Origin of the sequence: Streptomyces sp. f51, from assembly GCF_037940415.1 — a bacterium.
GTDB lineage: Bacteria > Actinomycetota > Actinomycetes > Streptomycetales > Streptomycetaceae > Streptomyces.
The window spans coordinates 4,498,971-4,516,390 of record NZ_CP149798.1; the positions used below are offsets into that span (position 1 = coordinate 4,498,971).

The 17,420-nt window shown below is 73.1% G+C and carries 13 protein-coding genes; 10 read left to right on the forward strand and 3 right to left on the reverse strand.

The genetic code is table 11. The features are described 5' to 3' along the window. Positions 1-50: 50 nt before the first annotated feature. The 5 genes from WJM95_RS19735 (at position 51) to sucD (ending at position 7,322) form a co-directional block, all read left to right on the forward strand. The gene (locus WJM95_RS19735) at positions 51-1,196 is read left to right on the forward strand and encodes an AAA family ATPase (protein ID WP_339131013.1); all 1,146 of its coding nucleotides are present in this window, start codon (positions 51-53) and stop codon (positions 1,194-1,196) included. After that, positions 1,193-3,706, forward strand: coding sequence for a DUF5682 family protein (locus WJM95_RS19740; RefSeq protein ID WP_339131014.1), 2,514 nt, complete (start codon positions 1,193-1,195; stop codon positions 3,704-3,706). The genes WJM95_RS19735 and WJM95_RS19740 overlap by 4 nt, the downstream gene beginning before the upstream one ends. Next, a complete protein-coding gene (locus tag WJM95_RS19745; RefSeq protein WP_339131015.1) occupies positions 3,703-4,866 on the forward strand; it encodes a VWA domain-containing protein in 1,164 nt (387 codons plus the stop codon). The genes WJM95_RS19740 and WJM95_RS19745 overlap by 4 nt, the downstream gene beginning before the upstream one ends. Positions 4,867-5,237: 371 nt before the next feature. Beyond that, entirely contained in the window at positions 5,238-6,416 is a 1,179-nt protein-coding gene (gene sucC / locus WJM95_RS19750; RefSeq protein ID WP_339131016.1) for an ADP-forming succinate--CoA ligase subunit beta, read from the forward strand. Positions 6,417-6,437: 21 nt separating this feature from the next. Next, positions 6,438-7,322, forward strand: coding sequence for a succinate--CoA ligase subunit alpha (sucD, locus tag WJM95_RS19755; RefSeq protein WP_060901445.1), 885 nt, complete (start codon positions 6,438-6,440; stop codon positions 7,320-7,322). Between the two features lie 158 nt (positions 7,323-7,480). Here the strand turns inward: sucD and WJM95_RS19760 are convergent, their stop codons facing one another. Beyond that, positions 7,481-8,680 carry a helix-turn-helix domain-containing protein gene (locus WJM95_RS19760; protein WP_339135683.1) on the reverse strand — a complete coding sequence of 400 codons (1,200 nt, stop codon included), beginning with the start codon at positions 8,678-8,680 and terminating at the stop codon, positions 7,481-7,483. Positions 8,681-8,788: 108 nt separating this feature from the next. On the opposite strand from WJM95_RS19760, the gene WJM95_RS19765 reads away from it, so the two are divergent. Next, positions 8,789-10,675, forward strand: coding sequence for a DUF6350 family protein (locus WJM95_RS19765; protein WP_339131017.1), 1,887 nt, complete (start codon positions 8,789-8,791; stop codon positions 10,673-10,675). A gap of 50 nt (positions 10,676-10,725) precedes the next feature. On the opposite strand, the gene WJM95_RS19770 is transcribed toward WJM95_RS19765, so the two are convergent. Further along, positions 10,726-11,592 carry a hypothetical protein gene (locus WJM95_RS19770; RefSeq protein WP_339131018.1) on the reverse strand — a complete coding sequence of 289 codons (867 nt, stop codon included), beginning with the start codon at positions 11,590-11,592 and terminating at the stop codon, positions 10,726-10,728. Between the two features lie 472 nt (positions 11,593-12,064). Here WJM95_RS19770 and purN point away from each other — a divergent pair, with 472 nt between their 5' ends. Next, positions 12,065-12,685 (forward strand): phosphoribosylglycinamide formyltransferase, encoded by a 621-nt coding sequence (purN, locus tag WJM95_RS19775; protein ID WP_339131019.1) that lies wholly within the window; start codon positions 12,065-12,067, stop codon positions 12,683-12,685. After that, the gene (gene purH / locus WJM95_RS19780) at positions 12,682-14,295 is read left to right on the forward strand and encodes a bifunctional phosphoribosylaminoimidazolecarboxamide formyltransferase/IMP cyclohydrolase (RefSeq protein WP_339131020.1); all 1,614 of its coding nucleotides are present in this window, start codon (positions 12,682-12,684) and stop codon (positions 14,293-14,295) included. The genes purN and purH overlap by 4 nt, the downstream gene beginning before the upstream one ends. 117 nt (positions 14,296-14,412) lie before the next feature. Here purH and WJM95_RS19785 read toward each other — a convergent pair whose 3' ends face one another. Continuing rightward, positions 14,413-15,051 (reverse strand): hypothetical protein, encoded by a 639-nt coding sequence (locus WJM95_RS19785; protein WP_339131021.1) that lies wholly within the window; start codon positions 15,049-15,051, stop codon positions 14,413-14,415. A gap of 390 nt (positions 15,052-15,441) precedes the next feature. On the opposite strand from WJM95_RS19785, the gene WJM95_RS19790 reads away from it, so the two are divergent. After that, a complete protein-coding gene (locus WJM95_RS19790; RefSeq protein ID WP_081218974.1) occupies positions 15,442-16,296 on the forward strand; it encodes a bifunctional methylenetetrahydrofolate dehydrogenase/methenyltetrahydrofolate cyclohydrolase in 855 nt (284 codons plus the stop codon). 385 nt (positions 16,297-16,681) lie between these two features. Beyond that, on the forward strand, positions 16,682-17,101 hold the full coding sequence (locus WJM95_RS19795) for a DUF3017 domain-containing protein (RefSeq protein WP_339135685.1): 420 nt from the start codon (positions 16,682-16,684) through the stop codon (positions 17,099-17,101). The last annotated feature ends 319 nt before the right edge of the window (positions 17,102-17,420 follow it).

Here is a 17,420-nt window from a genome sequence, read left to right on the forward strand (position 1 = left end):
TGCACGGTGGAACCAGATCCGAACCGGCCGAGCTGGAGGGGGACCGAGCCATGTCCGTGTCCGTTGAACCGACGTCTGTCGACGCACCCGCGGGAGAGAGGGGCGCGAGCGGGCCGAGCGAGGCGCTGCGCCCGCACGCCGAGCACGCCTTCGCCGCCGAACTCGCCGCGCTCGCGGCCCAGGACGACCGTCCCCGCCCCGAGCGCTGGCTGCTGTCACCCTGGGCCGTGGCCACCTATCTGCTGGGCGGCACCCTGCCGGACGGCACTGTGATCACCCCCAAGTACGTGGGGCCGCGCCGCATCGTCGAGGTCGCCGTCACGACCCTCGCCACCGACCGGGCCCTGCTCCTGCTCGGTGTGCCCGGCACCGCGAAGACGTGGGTGTCCGAGCATCTGGCGGCCGCCGTCAGCGGCGACTCGACGCTGCTCGTGCAGGGCACCGCCGGCACCCCGGAGGAGGCCATCCGGTACGGCTGGAACTACGCGCAGCTGCTCGCGCACGGGCCCAGCCGGGACGCGCTCGTGCCGAGCCCCGTCATGCGGGCCATGGCCGAGGGCATGACGGCCCGCGTCGAGGAACTCACCCGCGTTCCCGCCGACGTTCAGGACAGCCTGATCACGATTCTCTCCGAGAAGACCCTGCCGATACCGGAACTGGGCCAGGAGGTGCAGGCCGTGCGCGGGTTCAACCTGATCGCCACGGCCAACGACCGCGACCGCGGTGTCAACGAACTCTCCAGCGCGCTGCGCCGCCGTTTCAACACCGTGGTGCTGCCGTTGCCGGAGAGCGCCGAGGCCGAGGTCGACATCGTCTCGCGCCGCGTCGACCAGATCGGCCGCTCCCTCGACCTGCCCGCCGTGCCCGACGGCGCGGCCGAGATCCGCCGGGTCGTCACGGTCTTCCGGGAGCTGCGTGACGGGATCACGTCCGACGGCCGGACGAAGCTGAAGTCGCCCAGCGGCACCCTGTCCACGGCCGAGGCGATCTCCGTCGTGACCAACGGCCTCGCCCTGGCCGCCCACTTCGGCGACGGTGTCCTGCGGGCGGGCGACGTCGCCGCGGGCATCCTCGGCGCCGTCGTGCGCGACCCGGCCGCCGACCGCGTCATCTGGCAGGAGTACCTGGAGGCGGTCGTCCGCGAGCGGGACGGCTGGAAGGACTTCTACCGCGCCTGCCGCGAGGTGAGCGCGTGAGTGCCGAGCGGGACGCAGGCCCGCCCGCTCCCGGGGGCGGGGCGAGCAGGGGGCCGGGGCCGCTGCTGCTCGGTGTACGGCATCACGGACCCGGGTCGGCCCGGGCCGTACGGGCGGCGCTGGAGGCCGCGGCTCCCCGGGTCGTGCTGATCGAGGGGCCGCCCGAGGCGGACGAGCTGGTCCCGCTGGCCGCCGACAAGGAGATGCGGCCGCCCGTGGCGCTGCTGGCCCACGTGGTGGACGAGCCCGGCAGGTCGGCCTTCTGGCCGCTTGCCGAGTTCTCCCCGGAGTGGGTGGCGATCCAGTGGGCCCTGGAGCACGGGGTGGCGGCCCGTTTCATCGACCTGCCGGCCGCCCACACCCTCGCCTGGGGAAGCGACGGTCCGGCCCCCGACGGCACCGGTACGAACCCCGACCGGGACGGGCCTGACTGCGACCGGGACGGGCCCGAGGGGGCCGGGAGCCTCCCGGGTGATCCCGGCCGCGGGGGCGAGCCCGGAGAGCCGGCCGCGGCCGAGGGGTCCGGAAGCCCCGTCGACGTGGGCGCCGTACGGATCGACCCCCTCGCGGTGCTCGCCGGGGCGGCCGGGTACGACGACCCGGAGCGCTGGTGGGAGGACGTGGTCGAGCACCGGGCCGGGACGGCGGACGACCCGTTCGCTCCGTTCACGGTGCTGGAGGAGGCCATGGGGGCCCTGCGCGAGGCGTACGGGGTCGGGGGGCACGACCGGGACCTGGTGCGCGAGGCGTACATGCGGCTCCAGATCCGTTCGGCGCGAAGGGAGTTCGGGGACGACCTGGCCGTGGTGTGCGGGGCCTGGCACGTCCCCGCGCTGCGGCAGAGTGCCACCGTCGGCGCCGACAGGGCGCTCCTCAAGGGCCTGCCGAAGGCCAGGGTCCAGCTGACCTGGGTGCCCTGGACCCACCGCAGACTGTCCCGGGCCAGTGGATACGGCGCGGGCATCGACTCGCCGGGCTGGTACGGACACCTGTTCAGCGCCCCCGACCGCCCTGTCGAGCGGTGGATGACCAAGGTCGCCAGGCTGCTGCGCGACGAGGACCGGGGCGTGTCGTCGGCCCATGTCATCGAGGCCGTGCGCCTGGCCGGCACCCTCGCCGCCATGCGCGGTCGCCCGCTGCCGGGACTGACCGAGACCACCGACGCCGTCCGGGCCGTGATGTGCGAGGGCTCGGACGTCCCCCTGGAACTGGTGCGCGACAGGCTCGTGGTCGGCGAGGTGCTCGGGGAGGTGCCGGAGTCCGCCCCGGCGGTTCCGTTGCAGCGGGACCTCGGCCGTTCGCAGCGGCGGCTGCGGCTCAAGCCCGAGGCGCTGGAGCGGGAGCTGGAGCTCGACCTGCGCAAGGAGACCGACGCGGGGCGCAGCACACTGCTGCACCGGCTGCGGCTCCTCGGCGTCGGGTGGGGCGAGCTCTCGGAGTCCCGCGGCAGCACGGGCACCTTCCGGGAGACCTGGCGGCTGCGCTGGGAGCCGGAGCTGTCGGTGCGGGTCGCCGAGGCCGGGGTGTGGGGCACGACCGTCGTGTCCGCGGCGACGGCCAAGGCCGAGGCGGACGCCGTCGGCGCACCGTCGCTCGCGGACGTGACGGCGCTCGCCGAACGCTGCCTTCTCGCCGAGCTCGCGGACGCGCTGCCCGTGGTGATGCGGGTGCTCGCCGACCGTGCGGCCCTCGACACGGACGTGGGCCAGCTGGCGCGGGCCCTGCCCGCGCTCGTCCGCTCCCTGCGCTACGGCGATGTGCGCGGCACCGACACCCACGCCCTCGCAGGCGTCGCGGCCGGACTCGCCGAGCGCGTCTTCGTCGGTCTCCCGCCGGCCTGCGCCGCGCTGGACGGCGACGCCGCCCAGGAGATGCGCGGCCACGTCGACGCCGTGCACGGAGCGGTGGGCCTGCTGGGCGAGGCGACCGCCGAGGCCGCGGAGACCGGCGGTGTCCGCGGCCGGTGGTACGCGGTGCTGCGGGTCCTCGCGACCCGGGACACCGTGCCGGGGGTGATCAGAGGCCGGGCGGTCCGCCTGCTCCTCGACGAGGGGGAGCTGGCGCAGGAGGAGGCCGCGCGGCTCATGGGCCTCGTGCTCTCGCCGGGGACACCGCCCGCGGACGGGGCCGCGTGGATCGAGGGCTTCGTCGGGGGCGGCTCCGGCGGCATGCTGCTCGTGCACGACGAGCGGCTGCTCGCCCTGGTGGACACCTGGCTGACCGGGGTGCCGGCGGAGGCGTTCACCGATGTGCTGCCGTTGCTGCGCCGGACGTTCTCGGCGTACGAGACGGGGGTGCGCAGGACGCTGGGCGAGCTCGTCCGGCGCGGCCCCGCGCCGCGCGCGAACACCGGGACCGGCGGCTCCGGATCCGGCATCCCCGGGTTCGCCCCCGTTCTCGACACCGAGCGCGCCGACGCCGTGCTGCCGTTGCTGAGCCTGCTCCTGGGCCTCGGCGATCCCGAAACCGACCTCCACACCGGAAACGATCTTGCGAGGGTGGCCCCATGACCGAGCTGGCGTCGGACGCCGGGGAAGAGCGGCTGCGGCGATGGCGGCTGGTGCTCGGCGGTGACGAGGCGGACGGCACCGGATGCGCGCTCTCCGGCCGGGACGCGGCCATGGACGGGGCGCTGAGCGCGCTCTACGGCAGGGACGGCGGACGGCGGCCGGGGCGGGACCGCTCGGCGGGGCTCGGGGCGTCGGCTCCGTCGGTCGCGCGCTGGCTCGGCGACATCCGGACCTACTTCCCCTCCTCCGTCGTCCAGGTGATGCAACGCGACGCCATCGACCGGCTCGGGCTGTCCGCGCTGCTCCTGGAGCCCGAGATGCTGGAGGCGGTCGAGGCCGACGTGCACCTGGTCGGCACCCTTCTCTCCCTCAACAAGGCCATGCCGGAGACGACGAAGGAGACCGCCCGGGCCGTGGTGCGCAAGGTCGTGGAGGACCTGGAGAAGAAGCTCGCCACCCGCACCCGGGCCACCCTCACCGGCGCCCTCGACCGCAGCGCCAGGATCAGCAGACCCCGCCACCACGACATCGACTGGAACCGCACGATCGCGGCCAACCTGAAGCACTACCTGCCCGAGTACCGCACGGTCGTGCCCGAGCGGCTGATCGGCTACGGGCGGGCCTCCCAGTCCGTGAAGAAGGAGGTCGTCCTCTGCATCGACCAGTCGGGCTCGATGGCGGCGTCGGTCGTCTACGCCTCCGTGTTCGGCGCCGTGCTGGCGTCGATGCGGTCCATCGCCACCCGGCTCGTCGTCTTCGACACGGCGGTCGTCGACCTCACCGACCAGCTCGACGACCCCGTCGACGTCCTCTTCGGCACGCAGCTCGGCGGCGGCACGGACATCAACCGGGCCCTCGCCTACTGCCAGTCGCAGATCACCCGGCCGGCCGACACGGTCGTCGTCCTCATCAGCGACCTCTACGAGGGCGGCATCCGCGACGAGATGCTGAAGCGGGTCGCGGCGATGAAGGCGTCGGGGGTGCAGTTCGTGGCGCTGCTCGCGCTGTCCGACGAGGGGGCGCCCGCGTACGACCGTGAGCACGCGGCGGCGCTCGCGGCGCTCGGCGCGCCGGCGTTCGCGTGCACACCCGATCTGTTTCCCGAGGTGATGGCGGCGGCGATCGAGAAGAGGCCCCTTCCGATACCGGACGCCGGGTGAGAGTCTCCCCCTGACTGCCCTCTGGCCATGGATGACCGGTTTCGGCGGGTTCGGGGGCCCGGACGGCCGAGGGGCGGCGGATCCACGCGGCGTCCGCCCGACCGGACGCCCGGCGGCTGCTCACAGGGGCCTCACCAGGGGATCCATGGCCTGGTGAGGACCCCTGTGGGCCCGATCTGTGACAGGTATCACCGCTGAGGTGTGATCTGCGATTTAGGGTCCCGTGCCCCTCGGCGATAACCTGCGAGACGGACATGCCGCGCGCTCGGACACCGTGTGCGCCACCCTTGTGACAGCGGACGTCACGTTGCCCTTCGCGGCACGCCCACGCATCCAACGAACCGCGAGATCACTGATAGGGACGGACGCGCGTGGACCTGTTCGAGTACCAGGCGAGGGACCTCTTCGCCAAGCACGGTGTACCGGTGCTGGCCGGTGAAGTCATTGACACGCCTGAGGCAGCCCGCGAGGCGACCGAGCGTCTTGGCGGCAAGTCCGTCGTCAAGGCCCAGGTGAAGGTCGGTGGCCGCGGCAAGGCCGGCGGCGTCAAGCTCGCCGCCACCCCGGACGAGGCCGTCGCCCGCGCGACGGACATCCTCGGCATGGACATCAAGGGCCACACGGTCCACAAGGTGATGATCGCCGAGACCGCGCCCGAGATCGTCGAGGAGTACTACGTCTCGTACCTCCTCGACCGCACCAACCGCACCTTCCTCGCCATGGCGTCCGTCCAGGGCGGCGTGGAGATCGAGGTCGTCGCGGAGGAGAACCCCGACGCCCTCGCGAAGGTGCCGGTCGACGCCAACGAAGGCGTGTCGATCGAGAAGGCCCGCGAGATCGTCGCCCAGGCGAAGTTCCCGGCCGAGGTCGCCGAGCAGGTGGCCGAGATCCTGGTGACGCTGTGGGACACCTTCATCAAGGAGGACGCCCTCCTCGTCGAGGTGAACCCCCTCGCCAAGGTCGCCTCCGGCAAGGTCATCGCCCTTGACGGCAAGGTGTCGCTGGACGAGAACGCCGAGTTCCGCCAGCCCGACCACGAGGCGCTTGTCGACCACGCGGCCGCCAACCCCCTCGAGGCCGCCGCCAAGGCCAAGAACCTCAACTACGTCAAGCTCGACGGTGAGGTCGGCATCATCGGCAACGGCGCGGGTCTCGTCATGAGCACCCTCGACGTCGTCGCGTACGCCGGTGAGAACCACGGCGGCGTCAAGCCCGCCAACTTCCTCGACATCGGCGGCGGCGCCTCCGCCGCGGTCATGGCGAACGGCCTGGAGATCATCCTGGGCGACCCGGACGTCAAGTCCGTGTTCGTCAACGTCTTCGGTGGCATCACCGCCTGTGACGAGGTCGCCAACGGCATCGTCCAGGCGCTCCAGCTCCTCGCCGACAAGGGCGAGGCCGTCACCAAGCCGCTGGTCGTGCGTCTCGACGGCAACAACGCCGAGCTGGGTCGCAAGATCCTGTCGGACGCCAACCACCCGCTGGTCCAGCGCGTGGACACCATGGACGGCGCGGCCGACAAGGCCGCCGAGCTCGCGGCTGCGAAGTAAGGGACGAGGGACTAAACAGCCATGGCTATCTTCCTCAACAAGGACAGCAAGGTCATCGTCCAGGGCATGACCGGTGCCACGGGTATGAAGCACACCAAGCTCATGCTCGCGGACGGGACGAACATCGTCGGTGGCGTGAACCCGCGCAAGGCGGGCACCTCCGTCGACATCGACGGCACCGAGATCCCCGTCTTCGGCACGGTCGCCGAGGCCATGGAGAAGACGGGCGCCAACGTCTCCGTCCTCTTCGTGCCGCCGGCCTTCGCCAAGGCCGCCGTCGTCGAGGCGATCGACGCGGAGATCCCCCTCGCGGTCGTCATCACCGAGGGCATCGCCGTCCACGACTCCGCCGCCTTCTGGGCGTACGCGAAGTCGAAGGGCAACAAGACCCGCATCATCGGCCCGAACTGCCCCGGTCTCATCACCCCGGGCCAGTCCAACGCCGGCATCATCCCGGGCGACATCACGAAGCCGGGCCGCATCGGCCTGGTCTCGAAGTCCGGCACGCTGACGTACCAGATGATGTACGAGCTCCGTGACATCGGCTTCTCGTCCGCCGTCGGCATCGGTGGCGACCCGGTCATCGGCACGACGCACATCGACGCGCTCGCCGCGTTCGAGGCCGACCCCGACACCGACCTGATCGTCATGATCGGCGAGATCGGTGGCGACGCCGAGGAGCGGGCCGCGGACTTCATCGCGAAGAACGTGACGAAGCCGGTCGTCGGCTACGTCGCCGGCTTCACCGCGCCCGAGGGCAAGACCATGGGCCACGCCGGCGCCATCGTCTCCGGCTCCTCCGGTACGGCCGCCGCGAAGAAGGAGGCCCTCGAGGCCGCGGGCGTCAAGGTCGGCAAGACCCCGACCGAGACGGCCAAGCTGGCGCGCGAGATCCTCGCCGGCTGAGCACTCGCCCGACCGAACGCCGGTGGGCCCGCACCCTTTCGGGGGTGCGGGCCCACCGGCGTTCGCCGTCACCAGCCGTCATGGCCGTCACCAGTGTCACGGGCGTCACCGCCGTCTCCGGCCGTCACTGCCGTCTCCGGGGTTCGCCGTCACGGACCTCAGCGGTTCTCCGGGACCAGCCGCTCCGGGCCGTTCATCTCCTGGGACCGCAGCCGGGCGCGGAGCTTCAGCTGCGCCGCGGAGAGCGGCCCGGGCGCGCCCTTGGGCGGCAGGCCGTGGATGGTCTCCGGCGGCGCCAGGGGGGCCTCGTAGTGGTCCGGGGCCGTGCCCAGCGTCAGGAGGGTGACCCCGATCAGCAGGACGGTGAAGGCGATCGCCGCCCGGGTCCACTGCTGGGCCCGGCGCTCGCCGTACCAGCGGACCGTACGGGGCTTCGCCGCCCGCAGCCGCTCCGCGCTCGCGAGTTCGGCGAGCCGCCAGTGCAGGTCCTCGGGCGAGGCCAGCTCCGGCAGCTTCGTGGTGACGGCCTCGCGCGCGTGCAGCACCCGGTTGGCCGCCGCGGGTGTGCTCGCCTCCGTCTCGGCCGCGGTCTCGGGCAGCCCGAGCCCCACACCGTCGTAGAGGACCAGCGTGCGGCGGTACACGGGCGGCAGATCGAGCAGCGCGTCCAGCAGGGCGCGGTCGGCGGCCTCGGCGGGCGGTGCCTCGGGGTGGCGGTGGCGCGGGCGCAGCCGGTGCCAGGGGGAGAGCGCGTACTCGTACGCCGTCGCGCGCACCCATCCGGCCGGGTCCCGGTCCACGGCCACCTCGGGCCAGCGGTACCAGGCCTGCTGGAAGGCCCGCTCCACGGACTCCCGGGCCAGCTCGCGCCGCCCGGTCAGCAGATATGCCTGTCGTACGAGGGCGGGGGCGCAGAACGCGTAGAGCGCGTCGAAGGCCTGAGCGGGCGTCAGTGACGGCTCGGAGAGCCCGGAGAGCCCGTCCTCGGGGAGGTGCTCCTCGGCGAGAGGCTCCTCCGCGGGGTGCAGCGCGGACCGCCCCCCGGTTCGGACGGAACGTTTCTTTACCCTGGCGGCCCGCTCCCCATGAGCGGCGGCGGCCCCCACCGGCTCGGAGCCGGTCTCCTTCTGAGGGGTGGTCACCTCGGCCCGGGCGGCGGCGGGATCGGCCAGGAGCAGCCTCGTGTACGCCTCCCGCATACGACCGCGCGGGGCCGAACGGCCGGTCTCCCACGAACGGACCGTCGCCCGGCTGACGCCGAGCCGGGTCGCCACGTCGGCCTGGGACAGGGACCGGGTCTCGCGCAGACGGCGGCGCTCCTTGGGCGCCGGCAGCGGGGTGGCGGGGCTCTGTGTCAGGTCGGATTCCACAGAAGGCCCCTTCGTACGAAAAAGTACATAACTGCATATTGAGCGACACATCCGGGGTTCGCCTGTTACGACGGGAAAGCGCGTGTCGTTGGGAGCATGAGGGTCGTGACCCAAATCACCCACCGCAGGCTCCCGTTGTCGCACCTGCTCACCCGGATGCGCGACCGATCACCCGGACTGGCCGCGAGCGTCCTGGGCGGCGCCCTCGCCGCGGGGCTCGGGCTCGCCTCGCTCGCCGTCCTCGTCATGGCGCTGTGGATCAGTTCGCCGTATCCGGACAGCGGTCCGGGCGGCGCGCTGCACCTCGCCGCGGCGCTCTGGCTGCTCGCGCACGGCGTGGAGCTGATCCGGACCGACACACTGTCAGGCCTGCCCATGCCCGTCGGGGTGACGCCGCTCCTCCTGCTCGCCCTGCCGGTGTGGCTGCTGCACCGGGCCGCCAGGGAGGCGGCCGACGTCACGTCGGCGTCGTCGCCGGGCACGGCGTGGGCCGGGGTCGTGGCCGGCTATCTGTCCGTCGCCTGGGCCGCGGCGCTGTACGCCTCCGGCGGGACGCTGCGTCCCTCCTGGGCCTGGGCCGCGGTCTGTCTGCCGCTCCTCGCGGTGATCGCCGCGGGAGCGGGGGTCTGGACGGCGAACGGGCGCCCCTGGGGACCCGGGCCGTTCCGGGGGAAGCGGGCCGTGAAGCCGCTTCCGCTTCCCGGCGGGCGTCTGCCCGAAGGACGTCCGGCGGTCGCGGCCGTACGCCGTCTCGCCGCCGCCGACGACCGGGTGCTCGGCGCCTCCGCACGGGCCGCCGCGGCCGGGGTCGCGGTCCTCGTCGGAGGCGGGGCGCTGCTCGTGGCGGCCTCGCTCGTCTGGCACGGAGACACGGCTCGCGCCGCGTTCGTCCAGCTCACCGGGGTGTGGTCGGGCCGGTTCGCCGTCCTGCTGCTGTGCCTGGTCCTGGTGCCGAACGCGGCCGTGTGGGGGGCCGCGTACGGGCTCGGGCCCGGCGTCGTCCTGAGCGCGGGGCATGTCGCGGGACCGCTGACCGCGGCGATTCCGGCGGAGCACGCGCCGACCGAGCTGCTCCCCGCGTTTCCGCTGCTCGCCGCATTGCCGCGGGCGGGTTCGGAGGCGCCGACCGCCTGGCTGGGCGCGCTGGTGCCGCTGGCCGCCGGTGTGACGGTGGCGTGGTTCGCGGTGAGGGCGGGGGCCGCGCGAGCGACCCCGGGCCGCGCGGAGCCCTGGCCGCTGCGGCGGACGGTGGCCGCCGTCGCGATCGCCGCCGCGTGGTGCGGTGTCGCGCTCGGTCTGCTCGCCGGGCTGGCCGGAGGGCCGCTGGGGGTCCACACGCTGACGCACTTCGGGCCGGTGTGGTGGCAGGTGGGACCCGCGACGGCGGTGTGGACGGCGGTCGTCGGGGTTCCCGTCGCGGCGGGCGCGGCCGAGTGGAGGGACCGGGGACGCGCCGCGGTCGCGCGCGCGGGCGCGCGCCGGTACGAGCACGGGACCGGGTGGACCTCGCGGTTCCGGCCGCGCGCCTGGCTCCCGCGGCGCGGGGGTACCTCCGCGACGCCGACGCCGCTTCCGCTCCAGGGCGCGCGCTCCGCGGGCCGGGTCGATCCGGCGGTGCTGGAGTCCGTCGTCGAGAGCTTCGACCCGTACGAGGCCTTCGACCCGGACGACTCCTACGACCCCTTCGAGCCGTACGACCTGCTGCCGGGGGAGGCCGCGCCGGGCGCCTGGTACGGAGATCTGTCCAGGGAGACGCGCTGGGAGGCCCTGCGGAAGGCGGGCGGCTCGCCCGAGCCCGGAGGCCCCGAAGGTCCCGGAGGTCCTGAGGGTCTTGGAGGCTCTGGAGGCCGGAAGAGCTCCGACGACCTCAAGGACCCGGAACCCCGGAAGGAAGCGGGGGACGAGGGGTATCCGCACGACGCCGAACACCGGAACGGGCCGGACGGCCATGGCCCGGAGGCCGCGGGTGGCTCCCCCGGCTGACCCGGGACCGCCCTCCCGTCCGGCGGTGGAGCCGGGCGGGAGGCGGGATGTCAGTTGTGGCTGCCCAGGATCCCGCGCAGATCCTTCGGGAGAAGGTCGTTGCAGGACTGCTTCGCGGCGTTCGTCAGGGCGTCGTTCGTGCAGGAGTAGTAGTCGCTGTAGACGAGGTGGGCGGTGAAGACCCCGGCGACCAGCACGATGGCCAGCGACGCGGTGACGATCCCGCTCACCGCGGCCGTCATCTGCGGGCGCAGGTTCGGATCGGGCGCCGGGGCGTCCGGGTCCGGGGAACGCCCCTTGGAACGCAGCGCGCTGCCGCCCCAGTACAGGGCGAGCGCGCCGAGCAGAAGTGCCACGTACGGCCAGCCGAAGAGGACGAAGAAGAACGCCCACATGCCGGAGAGCAGCGCGTACCGGGCGCGGCGCTGGGCCGGGTCGGTCGGGTCCCAGCGCATGCCGCCGCCGGGTGTGCCGCCGGGGCCCTCGGGGCCGCCCCGTCCCTGCGGCGTGCCCGGCCGGTCGCCGAAGCCGCCGCCGCTGGAGGGGCCGGGCTGCCGGTCGCTCCACTGGCTTCCCCAGGGGGAGTGCCCGGGGTCCTGCTGTCCGCCCCCGCCGTTCTCGCCGGAGCCCTGTCCCGGCCGGCGCGGCTGCCAGGGCCGGTCGGGTGTTCCCTCCGGCGGCGGCGCGAACGGATTGTCCTCCTGGCCTGAGGAGGAGTCGGGGCCGGACGGGGGAGTGCCGGGCGCGTCGGAGCCGCGCTCGTCCGAGGGGCCGCCGCTTCCTCCCGCCGAGCCGCCCTCACCGCTCGCGGAACCGGGCCCGCCGGTGGGGCCGTTCCCTTCCGGCCTCGGCGGGGTGGACGAAGGGCGCCGCTCGCGCAGCAGGAGCGGAGGGAGTCGGAGACTGCGGTCCGGCATCAGGTGAGCGTCTTCCCCTTGGTGGTTCTGGCAGGCGGCATGTCCACACGGTCAGGCCGTTCGTGACGCGCGCCCCGAGCCGGTCCTCCCGGGCTGACGCCTCGGGCCGGTCCGCCCCGGACAGACGCCCCGAGCTTCGCACTCCGGACTCGCGCCCCGAGCTTCGTACCCCCGGACACGCGCTCCGGATGGCTCCGGGGCCCGTGTCGCGGGTGGTGCCGGGGCCGTGCCCCGGACCTTCGTCCTCGTCCCAGGTCAACGTCCCGCGCACACAGGGCGTTCCCCGTGCCGGAGGCGTTCCCGGGTGGATCCTCCCCAGACGCTACCTTCCGGCCTCGCCCCCGTCCCGTGGGGGCCGCCCGGTGTGCCGGTATCGTTGCTGACGGTCGGCCGCTTCGTAGACTTCCCCGTATCCCGGGGCGCGAAGCATTCGTACGACCGTACAAACGCTCCCCCGAGAAAGGGCCCCGTCGTGGCCAAGGCCAAGCGCCTCGTCGTGCTGGTCTCCGGATCAGGTACGAATCTGAAGGCACTGATCGACGCCGTCGCGGAGGCGGGCCCGGCGGCCTACGGTGCCGAGATCGTGGCCGTCGGCGCCGACCGGGACGGCATCGAGGGGCTCGCGCGGGCCGAACGGGCCGGGATCCCGACCTTCGTGTGCAAGGTCAGGGACCACGCCGGCCGGGACGACTGGGACCGCGCGCTCGCCGAGGCGACCGCCGCGTACGAGCCCGACCTCGTGGTGTCCGCCGGATTCATGAAGATCGTGGGGAAGGAATTCCTCGCCCGGTTCGGGGGACGGTTCGTCAACACCCATCCCGCGCTGCTGCCCAGTTTTCCCGGCGCCCACGGAGTCCGTGACGCGCTCGCGTACGGAGTCCGGGTCACCGGCTGCACCGTCCACTTCGTCGACGACGGCGTCGACACCGGCCCGATCATCGCCCAGGGCGTGGTCGAGGTCCGCAACGAGGACGACGAGAGCGCTCTGCACGAGCGCATCAAGGAAGTCGAGCGAAGACTGCTCGTCGATGTCGTGGGGCGGCTCGCCCGCAACGGCTATCGCATTGAGGGACGAAAGGTAGTTATCCAGTGACCGCCGACAGCACAGTCACGGCCGAGAGCACCGAGGGCACCAAGCGGGTCATCCGGCGCGCGCTCGTCAGCGTGTACGACAAGACCGGGCTCGAAGAGCTGGCCCGCGGGCTGCACGCGGCCGGTGTCGAGCTCGTCTCCACCGGCTCCACCGCCGCCAGGATCGCCGCGGCCGGCGTGCCCGTCACCAAGGTGGAGGAGCTGACCGGCTTCCCCGAGTGCCTGGACGGCCGCGTCAAGACCCTGCACCCCAAGGTCCACGCCGGGATCCTCGCCGACCTGCGCCTGGAGAGCCACCGGCAGCAGCTCGCCGAGCTGGGCGTCGAGCCGTTCGACCTGGTCGTCGTCAACCTCTACCCGTTCCGGGAGACGGTCGCGTCCGGGGCCACCCCCGACGAGTGCGTCGAGCAGATCGACATCGGCGGTCCCTCGATGGTCCGCGCGGCGGCCAAGAACCACCCCTCCGTCGCCGTCGTCACCAGCCCCGGCCGCTACGACGACGTCCTGAACGCCGTCCAGGGCGGCGGCTTCGACCTGCGCACCCGCAAGCGGCTCGCCGCCGAGGCCTTCCAGCACACGGCCGCGTACGACGTCGCCGTCGCCTCCTGGTTCGCGTCCTCGTACGCGCCGGTCGACGCTGCGGCCGACAGCGGCTCCGCCGAGGGGCAGTTCCCCGACTTCCTCGGTGCCACCTGGCAGCGCGCGCACACCCTGCGCTACGGCGAGAACCCGCACCAGCCCGCCGCGCTCTACACCTCAGGCACCGGCGGTCTCGCCGAGGCGGAGCAGCTGCACGGCAAGGAGATGTCGTACAACAACTACACGGACACGGACGCCGCCCGCCGTGCCGCGTACGACCACGAGGACCCGTGCGTCGCGATCATCAAGCACGCCAACCCGTGCGGGATCGCGGTCGCCTCGAACGTCGCCGAGGCGCACCGCAAGGCGCACGCCTGCGACCCGCTGTCCGCGTTCGGCGGCGTGATCGCGGTCAACCGGCCGGTCACCAAGGAGATGGCCGAGCAGGTCGCGGAGATCTTCACCGAGGTCATCGTCGCGCCGGAGTACGAGGACGGCGCCCTCGAAGCCCTCACCAAGAAGAAGAACATCCGCGTGCTGCGGGCCCACAACGCCCCGGCCGACCCCGTCGAGATCAAGCCCGTCGACGGCGGCGCGCTGCTCCAGGTCACCGACCGGCTCCAGGCCGCCGGCGACAACCCGGCGAGCTGGACGCTGGCGACCGGTGACGCCCTGAGCGAGGGCGAGCTCGATGAGCTGGCCTTCGCCTGGCGCGCCTGCCGCGCGGTGAAGTCCAACGCGATCCTGCTCGCCAAGGACGGCGCCTCGGTCGGCGTCGGCATGGGCCAGGTCAACCGCGTCGACTCCGCGAAGCTCGCGGTCGAGCGGGCCGGCGCCGAGCGCGCCCGCGGCTCCTACGCCGCCTCGGACGCGTTCTTCCCGTTCCCCGACGGCCTGGAGATCCTCGCCGACGCGGGCGTCAAGGCCGTGGTCCAGCCCGGCGGCTCGGTCCGCGACGAGCTGGTCGTGGAGGCCGCGAAGAAGGCCGGCATCACGATGTACTTCACCGGTACGCGCCACTTCTTCCACTGATCGCTCCGGCCGGCGTGACCGCCTCGGTCGCGCCGGCCGCGTCGACCCCGTGGAACACGCGAGGGCCGTGTCCCCCCGGCATGGGGTGGGACACGGCCCTCGGTGCGTACCGGCCGTTCAGTAGCGCGGGCGGTTGAACCACGCGGCGCCCGACGGGGCGATCATCGCCGCCGCCATCACACCGCCGAAGCCGATCCACAGCAGCGCGAACACCAGCGCCGCCGAGGAGTTGACGTTCGCCGCGTTGATCAGGCCGAGGACGCCGAACAGGGAGCCCAGGATTCCGTACACCATGGTGGTGATCCGGATGCCCTGGCCGCCTCTGCTGAACTTGACGCCCAGCGTGATCGACAGGCCCGCGAGGGCCAGGAAGAGCAGCGCGATCACGAAGATCACGCCCGCGGAGTCGTGGCCGATGTCGGACAGGCCGTTGTTGCCGAACGTGTCCTCGCCCGCGTTGGAGGCGTCGTTGATGGTGGCCGCGCCGAAGATGGCGAAGATGCCGATCAGGACCTGGACGCCCGCCACGATGAACAGCAGCACGCGCGCGGTCATCATCAGACCCGGCATGGTCTGCGGCATCATGTTGCCGCCCGGGTAGCCGGGGTACGCCGGCTGCTGCGGGTAGCCGTAGCCCTGCGGGGGCACGCTGGGCGGCGCCTGCGGGTACCCGTAGCCGGGAGGAGCGGCCGGCGGTGCGACCGGAGGCTGCTGCGGCGGGGGGCCGTAGGGGTTGTTCGGGTCGCCGAAACTCATGGCGGGTTTCCTCCGTTGCCTGGTGCGGGGACTACGCGCGGCACGGTTCGGAGGAATTTCTACAGAGCGGTCCGTCCCCCCGGTACTGCCCGCGGCACTGTATGTGCTCATCGTTCTTTAGCAGACTCTTACTTGTCCAGCGCCATTCGGTATGTGTTGTCCAAGTGCAACATGCGTGATCATGGCCGGATACGGGCGAATCGGTCGGCCGCCGGGTGCCGGGGGGCCGCCGGCTCGCCGCCGCGAGGTCGCCGGCAGGCACTCGGGGGCCGTTCCGAGGCCGTTCCGAGCCTGTTCGGAGGCTGTTCGGAGGTCGCCGGGCCGGTCCTCGCGGGGCTGCCGTGGCCCCGGATTGGAACCTGGGCCGCGTCATCCTGGAGGATGGGGGGCATGACCGCCCAGATTCTCGATGGCAAGGCCACCGCAGCCGCGATCAAGTCCGACCTGACCGTCCGCGTGGCGGCCCTGAAGGAGAAGGGCGTCACGCCCGGCCTCGGGACGGTCCTGGTCGGGGACGACCCCGGAAGCCAGAAGTACGTAGCGGGCAAGCACCGCGACTGCGCCCAGGTCGGCATCGCCTCCATCCAGCGCGAACTGCCCGCCACCGCCACGCAGGAAGAGATCGAGGCGGTGGTCCGCGAGCTGAACGAGGACCCCGCCTGCACCGGCTACATCGTCCAGCTGCCGCTCCCCAAGGGCATCGACGAGAACCGCATCCTGGAACTGATGGACCCGGACAAGGACGCGGACGGCCTGCACCCGATGAACCTCGGGCGTCTCGTCCTCAACGAGCCCGCCCCGCTGCCCTGCACCCCCAACGGCGTCCTCACGCTCCTGCGCCGCTACGGCGTGGAGATCAAGGGCGCCGAGGTCGTGGTCGTCGGCCGCGGTGTGACCATCGGGCGCCCGATGCCGCTGCTGCTCACGCGGCGCAGCGAGAACGCGACGGTCACCCAGTGCCACACCGGCACCCGTGACCTCTCCGCGCACCTCAAGCGCGCCGACATCATCGTCGCCGCCGCGGGCTCCGCGCACCTCATCCGCGCCGAGGACGTGAAGCCGGGCGCCGCCGTCCTCGACGTCGGTGTCTCGCGCAGCGCCGAGGGCAAGATCGTCGGAGACGTCCACCCGGACGTCGCCGAGGTCGCCGCCTGGATCTCCCCGAACCCCGGCGGTGTCGGGCCGATGACCCGGGCCCAGCTGCTCGTCAACGTGGTGGAAGCGGCGGAGCGAAGTGTCGGCTGACGGCGAGAGCGATGAGGCCGGGGCCGGCGTGGGGCGCGGTGGCGTCGAGTCGGCCGTGCGGGAGGCGGAGTTGAAGACCGAGGTCGAGGGCGAGGGCGTGTCCGAGGCGGGCGGTGACGCCGGGGTCCTGTCCGGGGCCGGGGCCGGCTCGCGGGCCGAGACCGGCGTTCGGGCCGAGGCCGGCACTCGGGCCGAGGCTCGGGGCGACGATGTCTCCGAGGTCGACGGCGGGGCCAGGGACGGCGTCGGGGCTGCCGAGGCCGAGGCCGAGGCCGGGTCCGGGTCCGGGTCCGGGTCCGAGGACGGCGTCGAGGCTGTCTCGGGGGCTGAGGTCGAGGCTGCGGGCGGGGTCGAGGCCGAGGCCGAGGCCACCGTTCGGGACGCGATCAGCGCGCCCGACGCCGAGGGGCGGCCGCGGCGCACCACACGGCGCTTCCCGCTGTTCACGCGTGACACCGCGCGGCCCGAGGGCGGCGGCCGGGCCGCGCCCGGGGACGCCCCGGCGCCCGCGCGTCAGTGGCCCATCCTCACCGTGCTGTCCGCCGTCGCGCTCGGCCTGCTGCTCACCGCGCTCGACCAGTTCCGCGTCGGCACGATCCTGATCGGGGCCGCGCTGCTCGCGGGTGCCGTGATGCGATGGATGCTCCCGAGCGTCGGCATGCTCGCGGTCCGCTCCCGCTTCACGGACATGCTCACCTACAGCGTCCTGGGCATCGCCATCGTGGTGCTCGCGCTGATGGCGCAGCCCAACCCGGTGCTGGTGATTCCGTTCCTGGACGACACCTTGCACTTCACGGTGCGCTGAACGGGCCGTGCCCCTCGGCCCGCCTGTGCGGCCCGTCCTCTCCTTCGGGGAGGGCGGGCTTCGTCGTTCCCCAACCCGGCCTCGTGCCCGGGTTGGGGAACGACGGCGGCCCGTCCCCTCCCCCGAGTAAGGACGGGCCGCGATCGGGCGCGTGTTCCGCCCGGGGTCAACCCTTGTGCACGCGAACGTGCCGTTCAACAGCCCGCGGTCCCCTGTGGCACGGAAGTGACCATTCCGGCACGGTGTGCTCGCCCTCTGCCGGGAACCGGCCCAACTCCGGCTCTTATGACGGTTGTTGACATACTTGATCTTCTGCCCC

Bases quoted from the DNA above. Each gene is read 5' to 3' on its own strand.
- WJM95_RS19735 (WP_339131013.1), top strand. From the start codon at position 51: ATGTCCGTGTCCGTTGAACCGACGTCTGTCGACGCACCCGCGGGAGAG.
- WJM95_RS19745 (WP_339131015.1), top strand. From the start codon at position 3,703: ATGACCGAGCTGGCGTCGGACGCCGGGGAAGAGCGGCTGCGGCGATGG.
- sucD (WP_060901445.1), top strand. From the start codon at position 6,438: ATGGCTATCTTCCTCAACAAGGACAGCAAGGTCATCGTCCAGGGCATG.
- WJM95_RS19765 (WP_339131017.1), top strand. From the start codon at position 8,789: ATGAGGGTCGTGACCCAAATCACCCACCGCAGGCTCCCGTTGTCGCAC.
- WJM95_RS19770 (WP_339131018.1), bottom strand. From the start codon at position 11,592: ATGCCGGACCGCAGTCTCCGACTCCCTCCGCTCCTGCTGCGCGAGCGG.
- WJM95_RS19785 (WP_339131021.1), bottom strand. From the start codon at position 15,051: ATGAGTTTCGGCGACCCGAACAACCCCTACGGCCCCCCGCCGCAGCAG.
- WJM95_RS19790 (WP_081218974.1), top strand. From the start codon at position 15,442: ATGACCGCCCAGATTCTCGATGGCAAGGCCACCGCAGCCGCGATCAAG.